Source organism: Paenibacillus senegalensis JC66, from assembly GCF_000285515.1.
GTDB lineage: Bacteria > Bacillota > Bacilli > Paenibacillales > NBRC-103111 > Paenibacillus_L > Paenibacillus_L senegalensis.
In genome coordinates this window covers 484,293-501,357 of sequence record NZ_HE610958.1, presented here as the reverse complement: position 1 = coordinate 501,357, position 17,065 = coordinate 484,293, and the positions used below count along the sequence as shown (strand labels likewise).

Annotated in this window: 15 protein-coding genes; 14 read left to right on the top strand and 1 reads right to left on the bottom strand. The window is 50.0% G+C overall.

What is annotated here, in order from left to right; genetic code table 11:
• The first annotated feature begins 11 nt into the window (after nt 1-11).
• The 12 genes from purB to PSHG_RS10660 all read left to right on the top strand — a co-directional run bounded on the left by purB (nt 12) and on the right by PSHG_RS10660 (nt 14,019).
• A complete protein-coding gene (gene purB, locus PSHG_RS10720) occupies nt 12-1,307 on the top strand; it encodes an adenylosuccinate lyase (RefSeq protein WP_026021311.1) in 1,296 nt (431 codons plus the stop codon).
• 27 nt (nt 1,308-1,334) lie between these two features.
• On the top strand, nt 1,335-2,246 hold the full coding sequence (locus PSHG_RS10715; RefSeq protein ID WP_010272655.1) for a phosphoribosylaminoimidazolesuccinocarboxamide synthase: 912 nt from the start codon (nt 1,335-1,337) through the stop codon (nt 2,244-2,246).
• Nucleotides 2,247-2,294: 48 nt separating this feature from the next.
• Nucleotides 2,295-2,537, top strand: coding sequence for a phosphoribosylformylglycinamidine synthase subunit PurS (purS, locus tag PSHG_RS10710; RefSeq protein WP_010272654.1), 243 nt, complete (start codon nt 2,295-2,297; stop codon nt 2,535-2,537).
• 106 nt (nt 2,538-2,643) lie between these two features.
• A complete protein-coding gene (gene purQ, locus PSHG_RS10705) occupies nt 2,644-3,336 on the top strand; it encodes a phosphoribosylformylglycinamidine synthase subunit PurQ (RefSeq protein WP_010272653.1) in 693 nt (230 codons plus the stop codon).
• Nucleotides 3,314-5,563, top strand: coding sequence for a phosphoribosylformylglycinamidine synthase subunit PurL (gene purL, locus PSHG_RS10700; protein WP_010272652.1), 2,250 nt, complete (start codon nt 3,314-3,316; stop codon nt 5,561-5,563). The genes purQ and purL overlap by 23 nt, the downstream gene beginning before the upstream one ends.
• Entirely contained in the window at nt 5,545-7,014 is a 1,470-nt protein-coding gene (purF, locus tag PSHG_RS10695) for an amidophosphoribosyltransferase (protein WP_010272651.1), read from the top strand. The genes purL and purF overlap by 19 nt, the downstream gene beginning before the upstream one ends.
• A gap of 121 nt (nt 7,015-7,135) precedes the next feature.
• Nucleotides 7,136-8,176, top strand: coding sequence for a phosphoribosylformylglycinamidine cyclo-ligase (gene purM, locus PSHG_RS10690; RefSeq protein WP_010272650.1), 1,041 nt, complete (start codon nt 7,136-7,138; stop codon nt 8,174-8,176).
• Nucleotides 8,173-8,826: a phosphoribosylglycinamide formyltransferase gene (purN, locus tag PSHG_RS10685; RefSeq protein ID WP_010272647.1), complete on the top strand. Its 654-nt coding sequence runs from the start codon at nt 8,173-8,175 to the stop codon at nt 8,824-8,826. Before purM ends, purN begins: the two co-directional genes overlap by 4 nt.
• Nucleotides 8,827-8,955: 129 nt before the next feature.
• Nucleotides 8,956-10,497, top strand: coding sequence for a bifunctional phosphoribosylaminoimidazolecarboxamide formyltransferase/IMP cyclohydrolase (gene purH / locus PSHG_RS10680; RefSeq protein ID WP_010272646.1), 1,542 nt, complete (start codon nt 8,956-8,958; stop codon nt 10,495-10,497).
• Nucleotides 10,498-10,902: 405 nt separating this feature from the next.
• A complete protein-coding gene (gene purD, locus PSHG_RS10675; RefSeq protein WP_010272645.1) occupies nt 10,903-12,159 on the top strand; it encodes a phosphoribosylamine--glycine ligase in 1,257 nt (418 codons plus the stop codon).
• Nucleotides 12,160-13,181: 1,022 nt separating this feature from the next.
• On the top strand, nt 13,182-13,553 hold the full coding sequence (locus tag PSHG_RS10665) for a hypothetical protein (RefSeq protein ID WP_010272644.1): 372 nt from the start codon (nt 13,182-13,184) through the stop codon (nt 13,551-13,553).
• Complete coding sequence (locus PSHG_RS10660; RefSeq protein WP_010272643.1) at nt 13,543-14,019, top strand: type II toxin-antitoxin system VapC family toxin; 477 nt, start codon at nt 13,543-13,545, stop codon at nt 14,017-14,019. Before PSHG_RS10665 ends, PSHG_RS10660 begins: the two co-directional genes overlap by 11 nt.
• 150 nt (nt 14,020-14,169) lie before the next feature.
• Here PSHG_RS10660 and PSHG_RS10655 read toward each other — a convergent pair whose 3' ends face one another.
• Nucleotides 14,170-14,595 (bottom strand): DUF2621 family protein, encoded by a 426-nt coding sequence (locus PSHG_RS10655; protein ID WP_010272642.1) that lies wholly within the window; start codon nt 14,593-14,595, stop codon nt 14,170-14,172.
• Between the two features lie 273 nt (nt 14,596-14,868).
• Here PSHG_RS10655 and PSHG_RS10650 point away from each other — a divergent pair, with 273 nt between their 5' ends.
• Together PSHG_RS10650 and purU are read left to right on the top strand one after the other, a co-directional pair.
• Nucleotides 14,869-15,999, top strand: coding sequence for a deoxyribonuclease IV (locus PSHG_RS10650; RefSeq protein ID WP_010272640.1), 1,131 nt, complete (start codon nt 14,869-14,871; stop codon nt 15,997-15,999).
• Nucleotides 16,000-16,161: 162 nt separating this feature from the next.
• A complete protein-coding gene (gene purU / locus PSHG_RS10645) occupies nt 16,162-17,064 on the top strand; it encodes a formyltetrahydrofolate deformylase (RefSeq protein WP_010272639.1) in 903 nt (300 codons plus the stop codon).
• The last annotated feature ends 1 nt before the right edge of the window (nt 17,065 follow it).

The window sequence follows — 17,065 nt, the reverse complement described above, 5'->3', positions numbered from 1 at the left end:
AGTGGGGCCTTATGTTAGAGCGTTATTCCCGGCCGGAAATGGCCGCCATTTGGACGGAAGAAAACAAATTCAAAGCATGGCTGGAAGTGGAGATTTTATCATGTGAGGCATGGTCTGAGCTTGGCGTTATTCCTCGAGAGGACGTTAAAAGGCTGAGAGAGAGGGCTGCATTCTCCATCGACCGAATCTATGATATCGAGCAGGAAACCCGCCATGATGTGATTGCTTTTACCCGCGCAGTTTCTGAATCATTAGGAGAAGAGCGCAAGTGGGTTCACTACGGCTTGACTTCGACGGATGTAGTCGATACGGCTCTAGGTTATCTGCTTCTGCAGGCCAACCAAATTCTTGAGAAGGATTTGCTTGCATTTATCGACATTCTTAAAGATAAAGCTATCCAATATAAAAATACGCCAATGATGGGAAGAACGCATGGCGTGCACGCTGAGCCGACAACTTTTGGCTTGAAAATGGCGCTGTGGTATGAGGAAATGAAACGCAATCTGGAGCGCTTCCGCCATGCCGCTGAAGGTGTGCAGTTCGGTAAAATCTCCGGGGCGGTTGGAACTTACGCGAACATCGATCCTTTCATCGAGCAATATGTGTGCAGCAAGCTCGGAACGAAAGCGGCACCGATTTCGACACAGACGCTGCAGCGCGACCGCCATGCCGAGTATATGGCTACCCTTGCTCTGATCGCTACATCGATCGATAAGTTTGCTACAGAAATCCGCGCCCTGCAAAAGAGCGAGTTTCGCGAGGTGGAGGAAGCTTTCGCCAAAGGCCAAAAAGGATCATCAGCTATGCCGCACAAGCGCAATCCGATCGGCTGTGAGAACATGTCGGGAATTGCCCGCGTCATCCGCGGCCATATGATTTCCGCCTATGAGAATGTTCCTTTGTGGCATGAGCGGGATATTTCCCACTCTTCGGTTGAGCGGATTATTTTGCCGGATGCGACCGTGCTGCTTGACTATATGCTGAACCGCTTCTCGAATATTGTTCGCAACCTGACCGTATTCCCGGAAAACATGAAACGGAATATGCAGTCTACTTACGGGGTGCCTTTCTCCGGCCGCGTCATGACTAAGCTTATTGACAAAGGCTTCAGCCGCGAGCAGGCTTATGATACGGTACAGCCCAAAGCTATGCTGGCCTGGGAAGAGCAGCGCTCCTTCCGGCAAATTGTAGAAGAAGACAGCGTCATTCGTGAGCAGCTTAGCGAAGAGGAAATTGCTGACTGCTTCGATCCAAGCTGGCATCTAAAGCATGTTGACACGATTTTCAAAAGATTGGGCCTGGACTAATACACGTCATTCTTACGGAGGAAATCCATGAACGCAGATGCAAATTTGAATGCAGAGCATTCACCGTATGCCGTCGCTACAACAGTCGACTATATTAAAGCGCCGCTGCTGTACAAAGGCAAGGTCAGGGAGCTGTATGATCTTGGAGAGCATTATCTGATTGCGGTAACCGACCGCATCTCCGCCTTTGACTATGTGCTGCGTCCGCCTGTGCCCCACAAGGGAGATGTGCTTAATCAATTGAGCCGTTTTTGGTTTGAGAAGACGGCCCATATACAAAAGAATCATATGGTTCATACCGATGTTACCCGACTGTCAGGTCTGGTAACGGATCCCGATAAATTGGCGAAGCGGATTATGGTCACCCGCAAGGCGGAAAGAATTGATATCGAATGTGTCGTCCGCGGTTATATTACGGGCGGCGGCTGGCGCCAATATCAAGCAACTGGTGAGATCAACGGACACAAGCTCCCTCAAGGCATGCGCAAGAATGAGCGCTTTGCTGAGCCCATGTTCACACCAGCTGCGAAAAACGATGTCGGACACGACGAGGACATCTCGATTGAGCGAATGAAAGAGCTCGTGGGTGAAGAGCTTACCGACAAGCTGGCCGAAACGAGCAAGCGTTTATATCAATTCGCTCATGATTATTGTGAGACGAAAGGCATCATTTTGGCCGATACGAAGTTTGAATTTGGTCTTATTGATGGGGAGATTGTCCTGATCGATGAAGTGTTTACACCAGATTCCTCCCGATTCTGGGCCAAGGAAAATTATGCGCTCGACATTGAAATAGACAGTATGGACAAAGAGCCAGTCCGTTCTTATTTGGCACAATCCGGCTGGGACAAGAACAGCGAGCCGGACGAACTGCCCCAAGAGGTAGTTGAAGCTACCTCAGCCCGCTACCGGGAGATTTATTCCCGGCTGGCAACCTGAGTAGCAGACCAGCTTTCTTATCCGATTACACAGGAGGAACGAGAATTCATGATCAAAGCGACTGTATATGTGACGATTAAGGAAAGTGTCCTTGACCCGCAAGGTAACGCTGTGCAAGGAGCCCTTCATTCCATGGGATTTGAGGAAGTCAGCAAGGTGCGAATCGGCAAGTATTTGGAAGTGGAACTGGATACAGACGACCGGACAGAGGCTGAAAGCCGTTTGAAAGCTATGTGCGAAAAGCTTCTTGCTAATACGGTTGTGGAAGACTACCGTTTTGAACTGAAGTAGGACGGCAGGTTAATCCCAGAAAAAAGACAGGCGGCTGGCTATCGGCTTAACCTGCGAGACAAAGCGTCAACCGATGCTGTCAACCACATTTTTAGGAGGGTACACCATGAACTTTGCGGTTCTCGTATTTCCGGGATCCAATTGCGATATCGACTGCTTCAAGGCCGTAGAAGAAACAATTGGTCAGCCGGTCAGCTATGTTTGGCACACCGAGACAGACTTGTCGGCTTATGACTGCATTCTCGTCCCTGGAGGCTTCTCCTACGGCGACTACTTGCGCTGCGGGGCGATTGCCCGTTTCGCTCCGGTAATGGGTGCATTGCAGAAGGCGGCGGAAGAAGGGAAATATGTGCTCGGGATTTGCAACGGATTTCAGATCTTAACTGAAGCGGGTCTCCTCCCTGGGGCCCTGCTCCGTAACCGTTCGCTCAAGTTCCGCTGTCATCCTGCGTCGCTTAAGGTTGTCAATGCCGATACTCCCTTTACGAATCAGTACCAGGAGGGGGAAATTATCGACATTCCAATCGCTCATGGCGAAGGCAACTACTACTGTGATGAGGAAACCTTGAAAGAGCTGCAGCAAAACAATCGTATTGTTTTTCGCTACGAAGGGGAGAATCCGAACGGATCGATCGATGACATTGCCGGGATTTGCAGTCCGAATGGCAGGGTTGTCGGCATGATGCCTCACCCGGAAAGAGCTATTAGCGAACTTCTTGGCTCTAAAGACGGCAAGAAAATGTTTACTTCGATACTGAATCATTGGAGGGAGACACATGACGCAGCAGTTATCGGCTAGAGAACCTAACGCTGAACAGATAGAACAGCAAGAGCTTTACAAGCAGATGGGCGTTACGGATGAAGAGTATGCAATGATTTGCGGATTTTTGGGCCGCAAGCCGAACTATGTGGAAATCGGCGTCTTCAGCGTCATGTGGTCCGAGCATTGCTCCTATAAAAACTCCAAGCCCGTCTTGAGGAAGTTTCCGGTTACCGGCCCGAAGGTTCTGATGGGACCGGGAGAGGGAGCGGGAATAGTGGATATCGGCGATAATCAAGCGGTCGTTTTCAAGATCGAGAGCCACAACCACCCGTCAGCGGTAGAGCCTTACCAGGGAGCCGCTACTGGCGTGGGCGGAATCATCCGGGATATCTTCTCCATGGGGGCACGCCCGGTCGCGCTTTTGAACTCGCTCAGATTTGGCAAGCTGGACAACGCCCGCGTAAAATATTTATTCGAGCATGTCGTGAGCGGAATCGCCGGTTATGGAAACTGTATCGGCATCCCGACCGTAGGCGGCGAAATTACGTTTGATGAGAGCTACGAGGGAAATCCCCTAGTTAACGCCATGTGTGTAGGCTTGATTGATCATGACAAAATTCAAAAAGGCGTCGCCCAAGGGGTAGGAAACCCTGTGTTTTACGTTGGTCCGGCTACAGGGCGTGACGGTATTCATGGCGCGACTTTTGCTTCTGAGGAAATTACGGAAGAGTCCGAAGCGAAAAGAACCGCTGTGCAGGTAGGCGATCCGTTCATGGAGAAGCTTGTGCTTGAAGCCTGCCTCGAGCTGATTGATTCGGGTATCGTTGTCGGCATTCAGGATATGGGTGCAGCCGGCTTGACCTGCTCCAGTGCGGAAATGGCGAGCAAAGCCGGCAACGGCATGGAGCTCTACCTCGATGAGGTTCCGCAGCGGGAAGAGGGAATGACACCGTATGAAATGATGCTGTCCGAATCGCAGGAAAGAATGCTGTTCGTCGTTCGTCCTGAGCATGAGGATCAGGCCAGAGCCATCTTCAAGCGCTGGGGATTGGATTGCCCCAAGGTTGGCAAAGTAACTGACGACGGCAATCTGCGCTTGTTCCACAAGGGCGAGGAGGTCGCCAATATGCCGGTTAAGGCACTGGTTGACGAATGCCCGGTTTATGATAATCCATCCCAAGAGCCAGCCTACTATTCGGCTAACGCTGATCTGAAGCTTCTGGAGACTTATCCGGAAGTGACTGATTTGAACGGTGCGTTAAAACAGATTCTGGCTTCACCTACGGTGGCAAGCAAAGAATGGGTTTACAATCAGTACGACTACATGGTTCGTACAAGCACAGCCGTCCGTCCCGGATCAGACGCTGCAGTCGTTACAATTCCCGGAACACGCAAAGCTCTTGCGATGACAACCGATTGCAACAGCCGCTACGTCTATCTTGATCCCGAGATGGGGGGACGTATTGCGGTGAGCGAAGCAGCGCGGAATATCGTATGCTCCGGAGCTGAGCCGCTGGCGATTACGGATAACTTGAATTTCGGCAATCCGAAAAAGCCGGAAATTTTCTGGCAGCTTGAAAAAGCGGTTGATGGCATGGCGGATGCCTGCCGTCAATTAAACACTCCGGTTATCGGCGGGAACGTAAGCTTGTACAACGAGAATGCCAAAGGAGCGATCTACCCGACTCCGGTAGTTGGCATGGTCGGCTTGATAAAAGATATCGATCATATCACCACTCAAGGCTTCAAGCGCGAGGGTGATGAGATTTTGCTGCTCGGCGAAACAAAAGCAGAGCTCGGAGGCAGTGAATTCCAGTACGTGATTCATGGCAAAACGGAAGGCCGCCCTCCGGTGCTAGACCTCACTACTGAGAAAAAGCTGCAGGAGGCCGTGCTGAAAGCCATTCGTGACGGCTATATAGCTTCTGCTCATGATCTGTCTGAAGGAGGTCTCGGTGTAGCCCTGGCCGAGAGCTGCATCAGCGGCGGCCTTGGCGCCGACATTTCCCTCGCCAGCGGGCTTAGAGACGATGTAGAGCTGTTCAGTGAAAGCCAATCGAGAATTATCGTGAGCGTAGATTCTGAGCAAGCGGAGAAGGCCGCTCAACACTTTGCTGCATACGGCGTACCGTGCCGTAGAATCGGGAAAGTTCAAGGACAAAGTCTGACCGTGACAATCAATGCCAAGGAAGTGATCAGCTCCTCCGTGGAAGAGTTGAAAACGATCTGGAAGGATGCGATTCCATGCCTGATGAACGCATAATTCTCCCGCGGACGTGGGAGGGAAATTACTACAACGAAGGAATCGATAAACTAGGTTTGGATAAGTTAAAAGAAGAATGCGGAGTCTTCGGGGTTATTGGCCACCCCGAAGCTTCGGCTTTGTCTTTTTTCGGACTGCATGCCTTGCAGCATCGTGGAGAAGAAAGCGCCGGGATTTGTACGACCGATGGCGAGAAGTTTTATTACCATCGGGATATGGGCTTGGTCAAGGAGGTCTTTGACAATGACCGGCTGGACTCCTTGCAGGGCACAACGGCTATAGGGCATGTCCGTTACTCCACCTCAGGTGAAAGTCAGCTGCAAAATGCCCAGCCGCTCGTCTTCAAATACCGTGGGGGCGATATTGCGATTGCGACCAATGGCAATATTGTCAATGCCGCTGAAATCCGGGCGGAATTGGAGGAGCAGGGATCCATCTTTCAGACGACGAGCGATACAGAGGTCGTCATTCATCTGATTGCCCGTTCCCGCCAAGATAACATTGTCGAAGCGGTCAAGGAAGCTCTGCAAAGAATTGTAGGCGGGTTCGCTTTTCTTATTATGGTCAACGATAAATTGTTTGTGGCGCAGGATCCGAACGGGTTGCGTCCTCTTGTCATCGGCAAAATCGGGGATGCTTATGTGTTTGCTTCAGAAACCTGTGCGTTTGAAACTGTCGGGGCAACTTATTTGCGCGATATTTCACCTGGCGAAATGCTGGTGTTTGACAGCAGCGGAATGAGGGAATACCGCTTTGCACCAATGGAACGGCGGGCTATGTGCGCGATGGAGTTTATTTACTTTTCCCGGCCGGACAGCGATATGGATAATATCAACCTGCACTCCGCCCGGAAGCGGATGGGCAAGCAATTGGCTATGGAAGCGTTTGTCGATGCCGATGTCGTTACCGGGGTTCCGGATTCCAGCATTTCGGCGGCCATTGGCTATGCGGAGCAAACGGGGATTCCCTACGAGCTTGGCTTGATCAAAAACAAATATACGGGCCGGACCTTCATTCAGCCCAGCCAGGAAATGCGCGAACGCGGTGTGAAAATGAAGCTCAGCGCGGTTCGCAAAGTTATTGAAGGCAAACGGGTAGTCATGATCGACGATTCCATCGTAAGGGGAACGACCAGCTTGCGCATTGTCAATTTGCTGCGGGAAGCGGGAGCGAAGGAAGTACACGTACGCATTACTTCTCCTCCGTATATGAATCCTTGTTATTACGGGATCGATACGCCCAGCAAGGAAGAGCTGATTGCCTCAAGCAAATCGGTGGAACAGATTCGTCAGAAGATAAATGCGGATTCCCTGCATTTCCTCTCGAAGGAAGGCTTGCTGGAAGCGATTGGCCGTCCGGCAGGAGAATACAACCGGGGAATGTGCATGGGTTGTTTTGACGGGGACTACCCAACGAAGCTGAATGAACAAGCTGCTGGCTGCGGCTGTTGATGGATAGAGGTTAAAAAGGCTCATGTTTGCAATTGGAGTTTGACACAATAACGTAGCAGTTTGCTCCGTTGGAAGTCTAGCACTGATTTTGGCTCTGAGCTCAAAAAGAGGAGTGTGAATCATGTCTGAAGCTTATAAACAAGCAGGTGTGGATATAGCAGCGGGCAATGAAGCGGTGGAAAGAATGAAAAAGCACGTCAAGAGGACGTTCCGTCCCGAAGTCTTGACAGGGCTGGGCGGTTTTGGCGCCTTATTCGGAATTGATAAGAACAAATACGAGGAGCCGGTGCTGGTATCCGGTACGGACGGTGTAGGTACTAAGCTGAAGCTGGCTTTTGCCATGGACAAACACGATACGATAGGCATTGATGCGGTGGCAATGTGTGTCAATGACATCGTCGTACAAGGCGCAGAGCCGCTGTTTTTCCTCGATTATTTGGCAAGCGGCCGAATTGTCCCTGAAAAAATCGAAGCGGTTGTTCAAGGCATTGCCGAAGGCTGCGTGCAATCCGGCTGTGCGCTCATTGGCGGTGAAACGGCTGAAATGCCCGGGATGTATGCAGACGGCGAATATGATATCGCCGGCTTCGTGGTGGGAATTGTTGATAAGGCCAAAATCATTGACGGCTCGACTATTCAACCCGGCGATGTAGTGCTCGGTATGGCCTCCAGCGGTGTACACAGCAACGGATTTTCTCTTGTCCGCAAGCTGTTGCTGGAGCAGAAGGGCTACTCGCTGGAGCAGCAGCTTGGCGGGCTGGACAGACCGCTGGGTGAAGTTCTGCTCGAACCGACCAGAATTTACGTTAAGCCAATCCAGCATTTGCTTGGCCAGGTGACGATTAAAGGCATGGCGCATATTACCGGCGGCGGATTCATCGAAAATATTCCGAGAATGCTTCCGGATCAGGTCGATGTGCAGATCGACTATGGCTCTTGGCCGATTCCGGCTATTTTTGAACTGATGCAGGCCGAGGGCGGAATCAGCAATCGCGATATGTTTACAACCTTTAATATGGGAATCGGGATGGTGCTCGTGCTGCCGGAAGCCGAAGCGGAAAAAGCGATCCAGCTGGCTGGTGAACAAGGAGAAACATTGTACCGCATCGGTAAAGTTGTGAAAGGGACACAAAAGGTTGTATTCAATGGTGTCCAGGTATGAGTAAGCCGTTTACGATAGCTGTTTTTGCCTCGGGCAGCGGCACTAACTTCCAGGCGCTGATAGATGCTGTGGAGGCGGGTACGCTGCCGGTACGCATTGCTCTGCTGGTCTGTGACAAGCCGAAGGCGCCAGTTGTCGACAGAGCGAAGCGGGCAGGGATTCCCCGGTTTGTGTTTTCTCCTAAAGATTACGAATCGCGAGTAGCATATGAGCAGGAAATTCTTGCGGAGCTGCGTAAACGGGAGATTGACCTCATCGTGCTCGCAGGCTATATGCGTCTGATTACGGAGTCTCTTGTCGAGCCTTTTTACGGAAGAATGATTAACATCCATCCGTCACTGCTCCCTTCGTTCGCCGGCTTGAATGCGATCGGACAGGCGCTGGAAAGCGGAGTCAAGTTGACCGGGGTAACGGTTCATTATGTGGATGGCGGAATGGATACAGGACCGATTATTGCGCAAAGAGCTTTGGAAATCCATGAAGAGGACACGGAGGATACGCTAGCTTCCCGTGTACATTTGATCGAACACCAGCTATATCCCGAAGTGGTTCGCTGGATTAGCGAAGGCAGGGTTGTGCTGCAGGGACGCCATGTACGGATTTTAAGTGAACGACAAGGCTCAAGCTTAGTGAATCATGAGGGAATATGAGTGAATCACTAGGTGAGTAAGGAAGAGAGAATGTAAGTAAATCACCAGGGAATGTAACAGCATAATGTAAGTGAATCTCGCCATGTTATGAATGGTTGTTTGGAACAAATAATTTAAGGAGGAGAACTAGTGGCCATCAAGCGAGCATTAATCAGTGTCTCGGATAAGAGCGGTATCGTCGAATTCGCTTCTGAGTTAGCCAAGCAGGGGATCGAGCTGATCTCAACAGGAGGGACTTACTCACTTCTAAAGGAGAAAGGCGTGCCTGTTATCAATATTTCCGAGGTTACCTCATTTCCGGAAATTATGGACGGCCGTGTGAAGACGCTGCATCCGGCTGTACACAGCGGATTGCTGGCGGTTCGCGACAACGAAGAGCATCAGGCACAAATGAAAAAGCTGGGACTGGACTATATCGATCTGGTCGTAGTCAATTTATATCCATTTGCCGAAACTATTGCCAAGCCGAATGTAACCTATGAAGACGCCATCGAAAATATTGATATCGGTGGCCCGACTATGCTGAGATCAGCAGCCAAAAACCACGCTTTTGTTACGGTTGTTGTCGATGCCGGCGATTATGGTCAGGTGTTGGAGGAAATAAACTCCGCAGGGGATACCTCGCTCGCGACCCGCAAGCGGCTGGCTGCGAAAGTATTCCGTCATACCGCGGCCTATGATTCTCTGATTGCCAATTATTTATCGGAAAAAACCGGAGAACGCACACCGGAGAAATATACCGTAACTTACGAAAAGGTTCAGGACCTGCGTTATGGGGAAAATCCGCATCAGCAAGCAGCCTTTTATCGCCAGCCATTAGCTGTTGCGGGAACGATTGCAACGGCTGAGAAATTACACGGTAAGGAACTGTCTTATAACAATATCAATGATGCTAATGCAGCTTTGCAAATTGTTAAAGAATTCGCGGAGCCTGCTGTAGTAGCCGTCAAGCACATGAACCCGTGCGGTGTTGGAATTGGCGAGACGATCGTGGAAGCCTACCAAAAAGCGTATGAAGCGGATCCGGTCTCCATTTTCGGAGGAATTATTGCCGCTAACCGGACGATTGATGAGGCCTGTGCGCAACTGATGCATGAAATTTTCCTGGAAATTATAATGGCCCCTGACTTTACTCCTGAAGCCGAAGAGATCTTGAAGAAGAAGAAAAACTTGCGCCTTCTGAAGCTGGGAGATATGGGTGCCAGCGGCAAAGACCGCTTCAATATTACGTCTGTCGATGGCGGAATGCTGGTTCAGGAAGCGGATACGTATTCCCTGGATCCGGATCAGCTGAAGGTGGTCACGGAGCGGCAGCCTACAGATGAGGAATTGAAGCAGCTTCTGTTTGCCTGGAAGGTCGTTAAGCACGTGAAATCGAATGCTATCCTGCTGGCTGCAGACAATATGACGATTGGGGTGGGCGCAGGCCAGATGAACCGGGTAGGCGCTGCTAAGATCGCCATTGAGCAGGCTGGAGAAAGAGCGAAAGGCTCCGTTCTGGCTTCCGATGCCTTTTTCCCGATGGGGGATACGGTTGAGCTGGCTGCCAAGCATGGCATTACCGCAATTATACAACCGGGCGGCTCCATCAAGGACGAAGAATCGATTCGCGCCGCTAATGAGAACGGGATCACGATGATCATGACAGGCGTGCGCCACTTTAAACATTAATCGTTAATTGATGATATAAGGTTAATTGATTATATATTTAAAGATGATATAACGTTTATAAATTATATGCTGGCTTTGAAGATGAGTTTAGGAAACGGCTCAACCATGTGGAGGACGCAACCCGTATATGCGTTGATATACTGATGTAGTTTAGCTGCCGCTTGTACCGTTTTAGGATTTGATTCAGATTTAAAGCAAGGTTCAAGATGAGGGTTAAAAATTTCTATGAGTTCAGCGTAAAGTTCAGGATAAAGTTCAGGATAAATTTCAGCGCAGAGTCCACAGGATTAGGTCAAGGTAAGGCTCAGCGCAGAGTCCACAGGATAGGTCAAGGTAAGGCTCAGTGCAAAGTCCACAGGATAGAGTTCAAGGTAAGGTCTAGGATAAGGTTCGGGAGGGATTTACATGCGGATATTAGTCATCGGCCGGGGCGGTCGTGAGCATGTGATTGTATGGTCGCTTAATCGCAGTCAGCGGGTTAGCCAATTATATTGCGCCCCCGGTAATGCGGGGATTGCCCAGTTGGCCGAGTGCGTACCGATCGCCGAGAGCGAGTTTGACAAGCTGGCTGAGTTTGCTCTGCAAGAAAAGATCGATCTTGTTTTTGTTGGCCCGGATGATCCGCTGGCTGACGGAATTGTCGATCATCTGGAAAGCAAAGGCCTTAAGGTGTACGGACCTCGTAAAAATGCGGCTGAAATCGAGGGCAGCAAGGTGTTTACCAAGCATCTGCTGCGAAAATACAACATTCCTACCGCAGCTTATGAAGCGTTCGATGACTATGAGCAGGCGCTTGCTTACCTGCGCGCCCAAAAGCTGCCGATAGTAGTTAAGGCAGATGGACTGGCCGCAGGTAAAGGGGTAATTATCGCCAATACGCTGGAGGAAGCCGAGCAGGCTCTGCAGGACATTATGGTCAGCAAGGTGTTTGGCGAATCCGGCAGCCGCGTGGTCATCGAAGAATTTTTGAGCGGACAGGAAATGTCGATCCTGTCCTTTGTGGATGGAGAGGTTGTTCGCCCGATGATTCCATCTCAAGACCACAAGCGGGCTTATGATGGCGATAAGGGTCTGAATACAGGCGGGATGGGAACCTATTCCCCGGTTCCGCATATTGCCGATTCGATCGTTCAGGAAGCCATCGAAACGATTATTAAACCAACGGCAAAGGCGATGGTGGCGGAAGGGCGTCCTTTCCGCGGTGTACTGTTTGCTGGGCTCATGATTACCGATGAAGGTCCGAAAACGATTGAGTTCAACGCCAGATTCGGTGACCCCGAAGCCCAAGTGGTGCTGCCACTGCTGCAGACGGAGCTGCTTGATATTGTAGAAGCCAGCCTGGATGGACGCTTGGCGGATGTAGATATTCAGTGGAGTGATGGCGCGGCTGTTTGCGTTATTTTGGCTTCTGGCGGCTACCCGGGCTCCTATGCGAAAGGGCTGGCCATCGAAGGGCTGGAGCAGGTGGATGCGCTCGTCTTCCATGCCGGTACAGCGGAACAGGATGGCAAGCTGGTTACCAACGGCGGCCGCGTGCTCGGTGTAGTTGGCCAGGGTCAAACGATCGCTGAGGCGAGAGAAAAAGCCTACGCCCAGGCTGACCGAATCCATTTTGAAGGCAAGCATTATCGCACCGATATCGCTAATAAGGCGCTGGTGTAATGAATATTAGAGCAACCACAGGTTTGCTCGCTTGTAGCCGTTTCTTCGGAAACGGCTATTTTGTCGGCGGCCGAGACAGCACGGAGCAGCGGCATCAGACAGATGGGGATGCGGCGAGGCAGCGTCGAGCAGCATAGGGCAGCATGTGTCAAGGGATGCGCGAGGCGCTAACGCTCGCCCTCGCACTTATTTGATGGAAAAAGCAGTGTTTTGAATTCTAACGCTCCTCCTCGCTCTTATTTGTGACAAATGGGCGGAAAAACCGGGGTCAGGAGGGTGATCCATACGTAGAACAGGGTGATCCATACATAGAACAGGGCGGTCCAGGGCAAAGAACAGCACCAACCGGTACATAGAACAGCCCGATCCAGTCATAGAACGCTATGAATCGCTATCGCGAACATACGGAAGCATGATAGAATAAATAAAAGGGGGAATGACAGGAGAGATTACGTGCCGTTTCCCAAAATCGATTGTTATCTCAATACATCTCAAGACTAAATAATAAAGGGGATTGGCCTGCGCATAGTTAAAGTGTGCTCCCTCAGCGGGTGTCGTTTAAACTTCTAATAGCGCTAGGTTTGTAAAGCTAAAAAATATTAGCTCTCTTGTTTCACATGAGAAGTTTGCGGGTAATCGATCCGGGAAGACTCGGCTGTTTGCGGAGCCTTTTTTGGCTGCTGCCCGCTAAAATTGCCGATTCCATGCGAATGCTGTAGAAGCAGGTGTGGAAATATGTCGAAATCGAGCTTGATCATTAAGCTTGCTCATTAGGCTTTATCATGGCTTCAACAACGCAGGAAAAATAGAACGAAAAAATAGAGTGAAGATCCGCAGCAAGTAAGAAAAACGAAAGAAAACGAAAAGCAAGCAAGAAAAACGAAAAGTAAGTTAAAAAAAGAAAAAATAAGTAAGGAAAACAAAACAAAGTCAAGCAAAAATAGTAAAAGTAAGTGACAAAGTAAATCTGCGAGATAAAATGGGATACAACGTGAAGACAATTAGAAAAAGGGATGAAACCTATGGATAAATTTAAAAAATATGTGGAGACTCAGTTCGATCGTGTAAAGCGGTCGGCGAGCCAGCTGGTGTCAGAGCCGGATTCTTCTTCCTCGATAGACGAGGAGCCTTCGATTGAACTGGATCCTCGGGTGTACGAGCTGCTGCGGCAGAAGGCGGAGCGGGAAAACACCACCATCCAAGCTTTGTTTCACCGTGCGGTCCAACTGCTGCTGGAGGATAAGGAAACGGAAGAGAGAATTCCGGTAAGCGCGGAGCAAATCCAGCGCAATCCGCTGTTAAGTCTCGATGGATTGACCGCGAAGAAAGATTTGAAGCCGATGATGGCCCCTGTAGCCGCGGCAAAAGGAGAGGAGCCTGACTATGATGAATAGTACAACAAAAGCTTCTATCGAGTTTCAGCAGGCAGTTTTTCTCGATGAGAGTGCCTTGATGGCTTATATGAATCCGGATGATCCGAATTATTTTAAAGCGCGCTCCTTCATCATGGACATGGAAGACTTGGATCGTCCCTTTATTTCCACGAGCCATCTCATCTTTGACCTGCACGAGTGGCTGAGGGATAATCATGGTTATACTCATGCGGAGTTTTTTTTGGATGTGATTGAGCGTTCCGTACGCCAAGGGAAGCTGACGTTAATTTCCGGCAATTCCGAGCTGGAACAGGAAGCCAAAAATTTCCTCCAGCAATGTCCCGAATTTCGTTTCTCCTTGCGCGAAGCGACCACAGCCGTGGTTATGCTCACTTATCAGATTCGCCGCATCTTCACATTCAACCGCAGTTATTTGAGGCTGCCTACGTTGAACCAAGATATTCGCGTTATTCCTACGGCTTACTAAAATTTGTATACTTACAAACAAACAACCGGCAGCTATCCCCAGCTTCCGGTTGTTGTTGATTTATCTTCCTTCTTCCTCTGCATAATCGCCAGCCAATACATAAATGCAAAACATTAGCCGCATGACCTTCAAAGTAGTCCTGCAGCAATATCAGGATTGGTTTAGCAGGTGGCGATAGGAGGAATAATCGATGTTTTGTTTATCGAGAAAAGACGTTAACGACTTGTAGTCTCTCGGCGGAGTAGCCAGAATATATCCTTCAATACAATGCTCGCGGGTAACTTCAGAGGCCCCTTTTTCCAGAGCGACCTGTCCGATGCGTGCCGCAATGGAATGCTTAGCTATATCGCGAAATGGCCCGGGAACCGGAGAAACCAGTTGTTCCAAAAACTGCTTCGATTCCTCTGTCCACATGTGGCGTGAAGCTTCTACGTAATAATTTTGCCAGTCCAGCTTGGACATTCCGTCCTTCTTGGGCAGCACCTTCATAAACTTCCGGAACATAAAAAATCCGCCAATTGCCAGCACCGAAACCATAACAGCGCCCCACAAAATCAGAGCCCATTGCAAAAACATATCTATTCTTCACCTCGTTAAGCCATATATCATTACCAGCTTGAAGTATAGTTCGGGTATTCTATGGAAATTATACCGCATTCCTAGATTTATTTGAAGTTTATTAGTAAAATAGGAGGAAGTGTCGGCATCTAGACAAACCTGTCCGCATCCCTAACCGACAGGCTGATAGGAGCGGTTAATGACAAGGCTAGCCAGCGGATCAGGTATACTTTTAAAAGCAATTCATTCAATTCATTTCCTATGAATATTCTAAGAGTGGGGTTGAGATCAATGTTAAAAATAGGATCACACGTTTCCTGTTCGCCTAAAGGGCTGCTATCCGCTGCCCAGGAGGCCGCTTCATACGGCTCCAGTTCATTCATGATCTACACCGGTGCTCCTCAAAATACAAGGCGTAAGCCGATTGAAGATTTGTTTGTCAAAGAAGGCTTGGAGCTGATGGAGCAGAATAATGTGCCGGAGATAGTCGTTCACGCCCCCTACATCATCAATTTAGGGTCTTACAAAGACAACACATATGAGCTAGCCGTTTCCTTCCTCCAGGAAGAAATTAAACGCACTCATTATATAGGAGTCAAAAACATCGTTCTGCATCCCGGCGCCTATACGGATAAGGATGCAGAATATGGGATTGCCCGGATAGCAGAGGGCTTGAATGAGGTGCTGGAGGGCGTCAAGGAAACCGACGTCAACATTGCCTTGGAGACGATGGCAGGCAAGGGGACGGAAGTGGGCCGCAGCTTCGAAGAATTGGCGGAAATCATCGAAAGGGTGACCGACAATCACCGGCTCACGGTTTGTCTCGACACCTGCCACATTCATGATGCCGGCTATGATATAGTGAACGACCTGGATGGTGTATTGGAAGAGTTTGACCGGGTAGTGGGACTCGAGCGGATCGCTGTCGTACATCTTAATGATAGTAAAAATCCGCGGGGGGCATCGAAAGACCGTCACGCTCCTGTCGGATCCGGCTATCTCGGGTTTGAGACGATCAGCAAGGTTGTCGGGCATGACAAGCTCAAGCACCTGCCAATGATACTGGAAACCCCATGGATCGGCGGGAAGGTGGACAAATCGGAACGGCCGATGTACGAGGCGGAAATCGCCCTTTTGAAAGGGGAGACCGAAGCGCGCTTCGGAGCGGAGTTTCTGGAGGATGTCGAGAAGCTGCAGCATTTCTTCCAAAAGCAGGAGATTGATCCGCGGCAGTACATTCTGGACACTTGGGATATGCTGAAGCACGACCCCAAGGCGAAAAAGGAAGACAAGCGGGAGCCTATGGAACGGCTGTTTGATATGGTAGCTCTTGAGAAGCTGCTGCCGGAGTTGAGTGAAGAGCAGGTGAATCAGCGCCTGACCGCATGGTTTGCTTCCAAAAGCATTCTGCAGTTGGCATGACAAGTCTTTTGACGCTGGATGGCGGCATTTGCGGCTAAGCTGTTATAGGCAGCGCGTTACTAAACACGGATTCAGACTGTGAGAATAAATACCGATTGTATTTAACGATATACGTCTTGAAATGGCTAATTCTGTTGGAGGATAGAGAGTTGGAGGATAGAGATGAATCGAGTGATAACCCCTTCCCAGCGTAAGCTGGATAAGCAGCAGAGCAACCGTGCCCGCATGCTGATTTCTTGCCCGGACCAACCGGGAATTGTCGCTGCGGTGTCCCGGTTTTTGCATGAACATGGAGCTAATATTGTGCAATCTGATCAATATACGATGGATCCTTCGGGCGGTATGTTCTTTATTCGGATAGAGTTTGATCTGAATGAAATCGAGAGAAGACTGGAGCCGCTGGAGCTGGATTTCCAGGAAGTGGTGGCAGATAAATTTCAGATGGAGTGGAGCATTCACCGGGCGGCTGTGAAGAAGAAGCTGGCGGTCTTTGTATCCAAGGAGGATCATTGTCTGCTCGAGCTGCTGTGGCAGTGGCAGGCCGGCGACCTGGACGCGGATATTGAAATGGTCGTCAGCAATCACCCGGATATGAAGGAATTGGTTGAGTCCTTCGAGATCCCTTATCATCACATTCCGGTAACGAAAGAAACGAAGGCGGAAGCGGAGCAGAAGCAGCTTGAAGTGATCGGAGATAAAGTGGATGCTATCGTGCTGGCGCGCTACATGCAAATTCTATCGCCCAAGTTTGTGGAGCATTACCCTAACCGGGTTATTAACATCCATCATTCCTTTTTGCCGGCATTTATCGGCGGCAAGCCTTATGCGCAGGCACATAATCGCGGTGTGAAGATTATTGGAGCTACAGCCCATTATGTCACAGAGGAGCTGGATGGAGGCCCGATCATTGAGCAGGACGTTCAGCGGGTAAGCCACCGCGACAATGTAGAGGACCTGAAACGGATAGGCCGCCATATCGAGAGGGTCGTATTGGCTCGTGCCGTCGCCTGGCATGTGGAGGATCGGATTCTCGTTCACAATAATAAAACCGTTGTCTTTAATTAGA

Coding starts and splice junctions, on each gene's coding strand:
- purB (WP_026021311.1), top strand. CDS start 12: ATGTTAGAGCGTTATTCCCGGCCGGAAATGGCCGCCATTTGGACGGAA.
- PSHG_RS10715 (WP_010272655.1), top strand. CDS start 1,335: ATGAACGCAGATGCAAATTTGAATGCAGAGCATTCACCGTATGCCGTC.
- purS (WP_010272654.1), top strand. CDS start 2,295: ATGATCAAAGCGACTGTATATGTGACGATTAAGGAAAGTGTCCTTGAC.
- purQ (WP_010272653.1), top strand. CDS start 2,644: ATGAACTTTGCGGTTCTCGTATTTCCGGGATCCAATTGCGATATCGAC.
- purL (WP_010272652.1), top strand. CDS start 3,314: ATGACGCAGCAGTTATCGGCTAGAGAACCTAACGCTGAACAGATAGAA.
- purF (WP_010272651.1), top strand. CDS start 5,545: ATGCCTGATGAACGCATAATTCTCCCGCGGACGTGGGAGGGAAATTAC.
- purM (WP_010272650.1), top strand. CDS start 7,136: ATGTCTGAAGCTTATAAACAAGCAGGTGTGGATATAGCAGCGGGCAAT.
- purN (WP_010272647.1), top strand. CDS start 8,173: ATGAGTAAGCCGTTTACGATAGCTGTTTTTGCCTCGGGCAGCGGCACT.
- purD (WP_010272645.1), top strand. CDS start 10,903: ATGCGGATATTAGTCATCGGCCGGGGCGGTCGTGAGCATGTGATTGTA.
- PSHG_RS10665 (WP_010272644.1), top strand. CDS start 13,182: ATGGATAAATTTAAAAAATATGTGGAGACTCAGTTCGATCGTGTAAAG.
- PSHG_RS10660 (WP_010272643.1), top strand. CDS start 13,543: ATGATGAATAGTACAACAAAAGCTTCTATCGAGTTTCAGCAGGCAGTT.
- PSHG_RS10655 (WP_010272642.1), bottom strand. CDS start 14,595: ATGTTTTTGCAATGGGCTCTGATTTTGTGGGGCGCTGTTATGGTTTCG.
- PSHG_RS10650 (WP_010272640.1), top strand. CDS start 14,869: ATGTTAAAAATAGGATCACACGTTTCCTGTTCGCCTAAAGGGCTGCTA.
- purU (WP_010272639.1), top strand. CDS start 16,162: ATGAATCGAGTGATAACCCCTTCCCAGCGTAAGCTGGATAAGCAGCAG.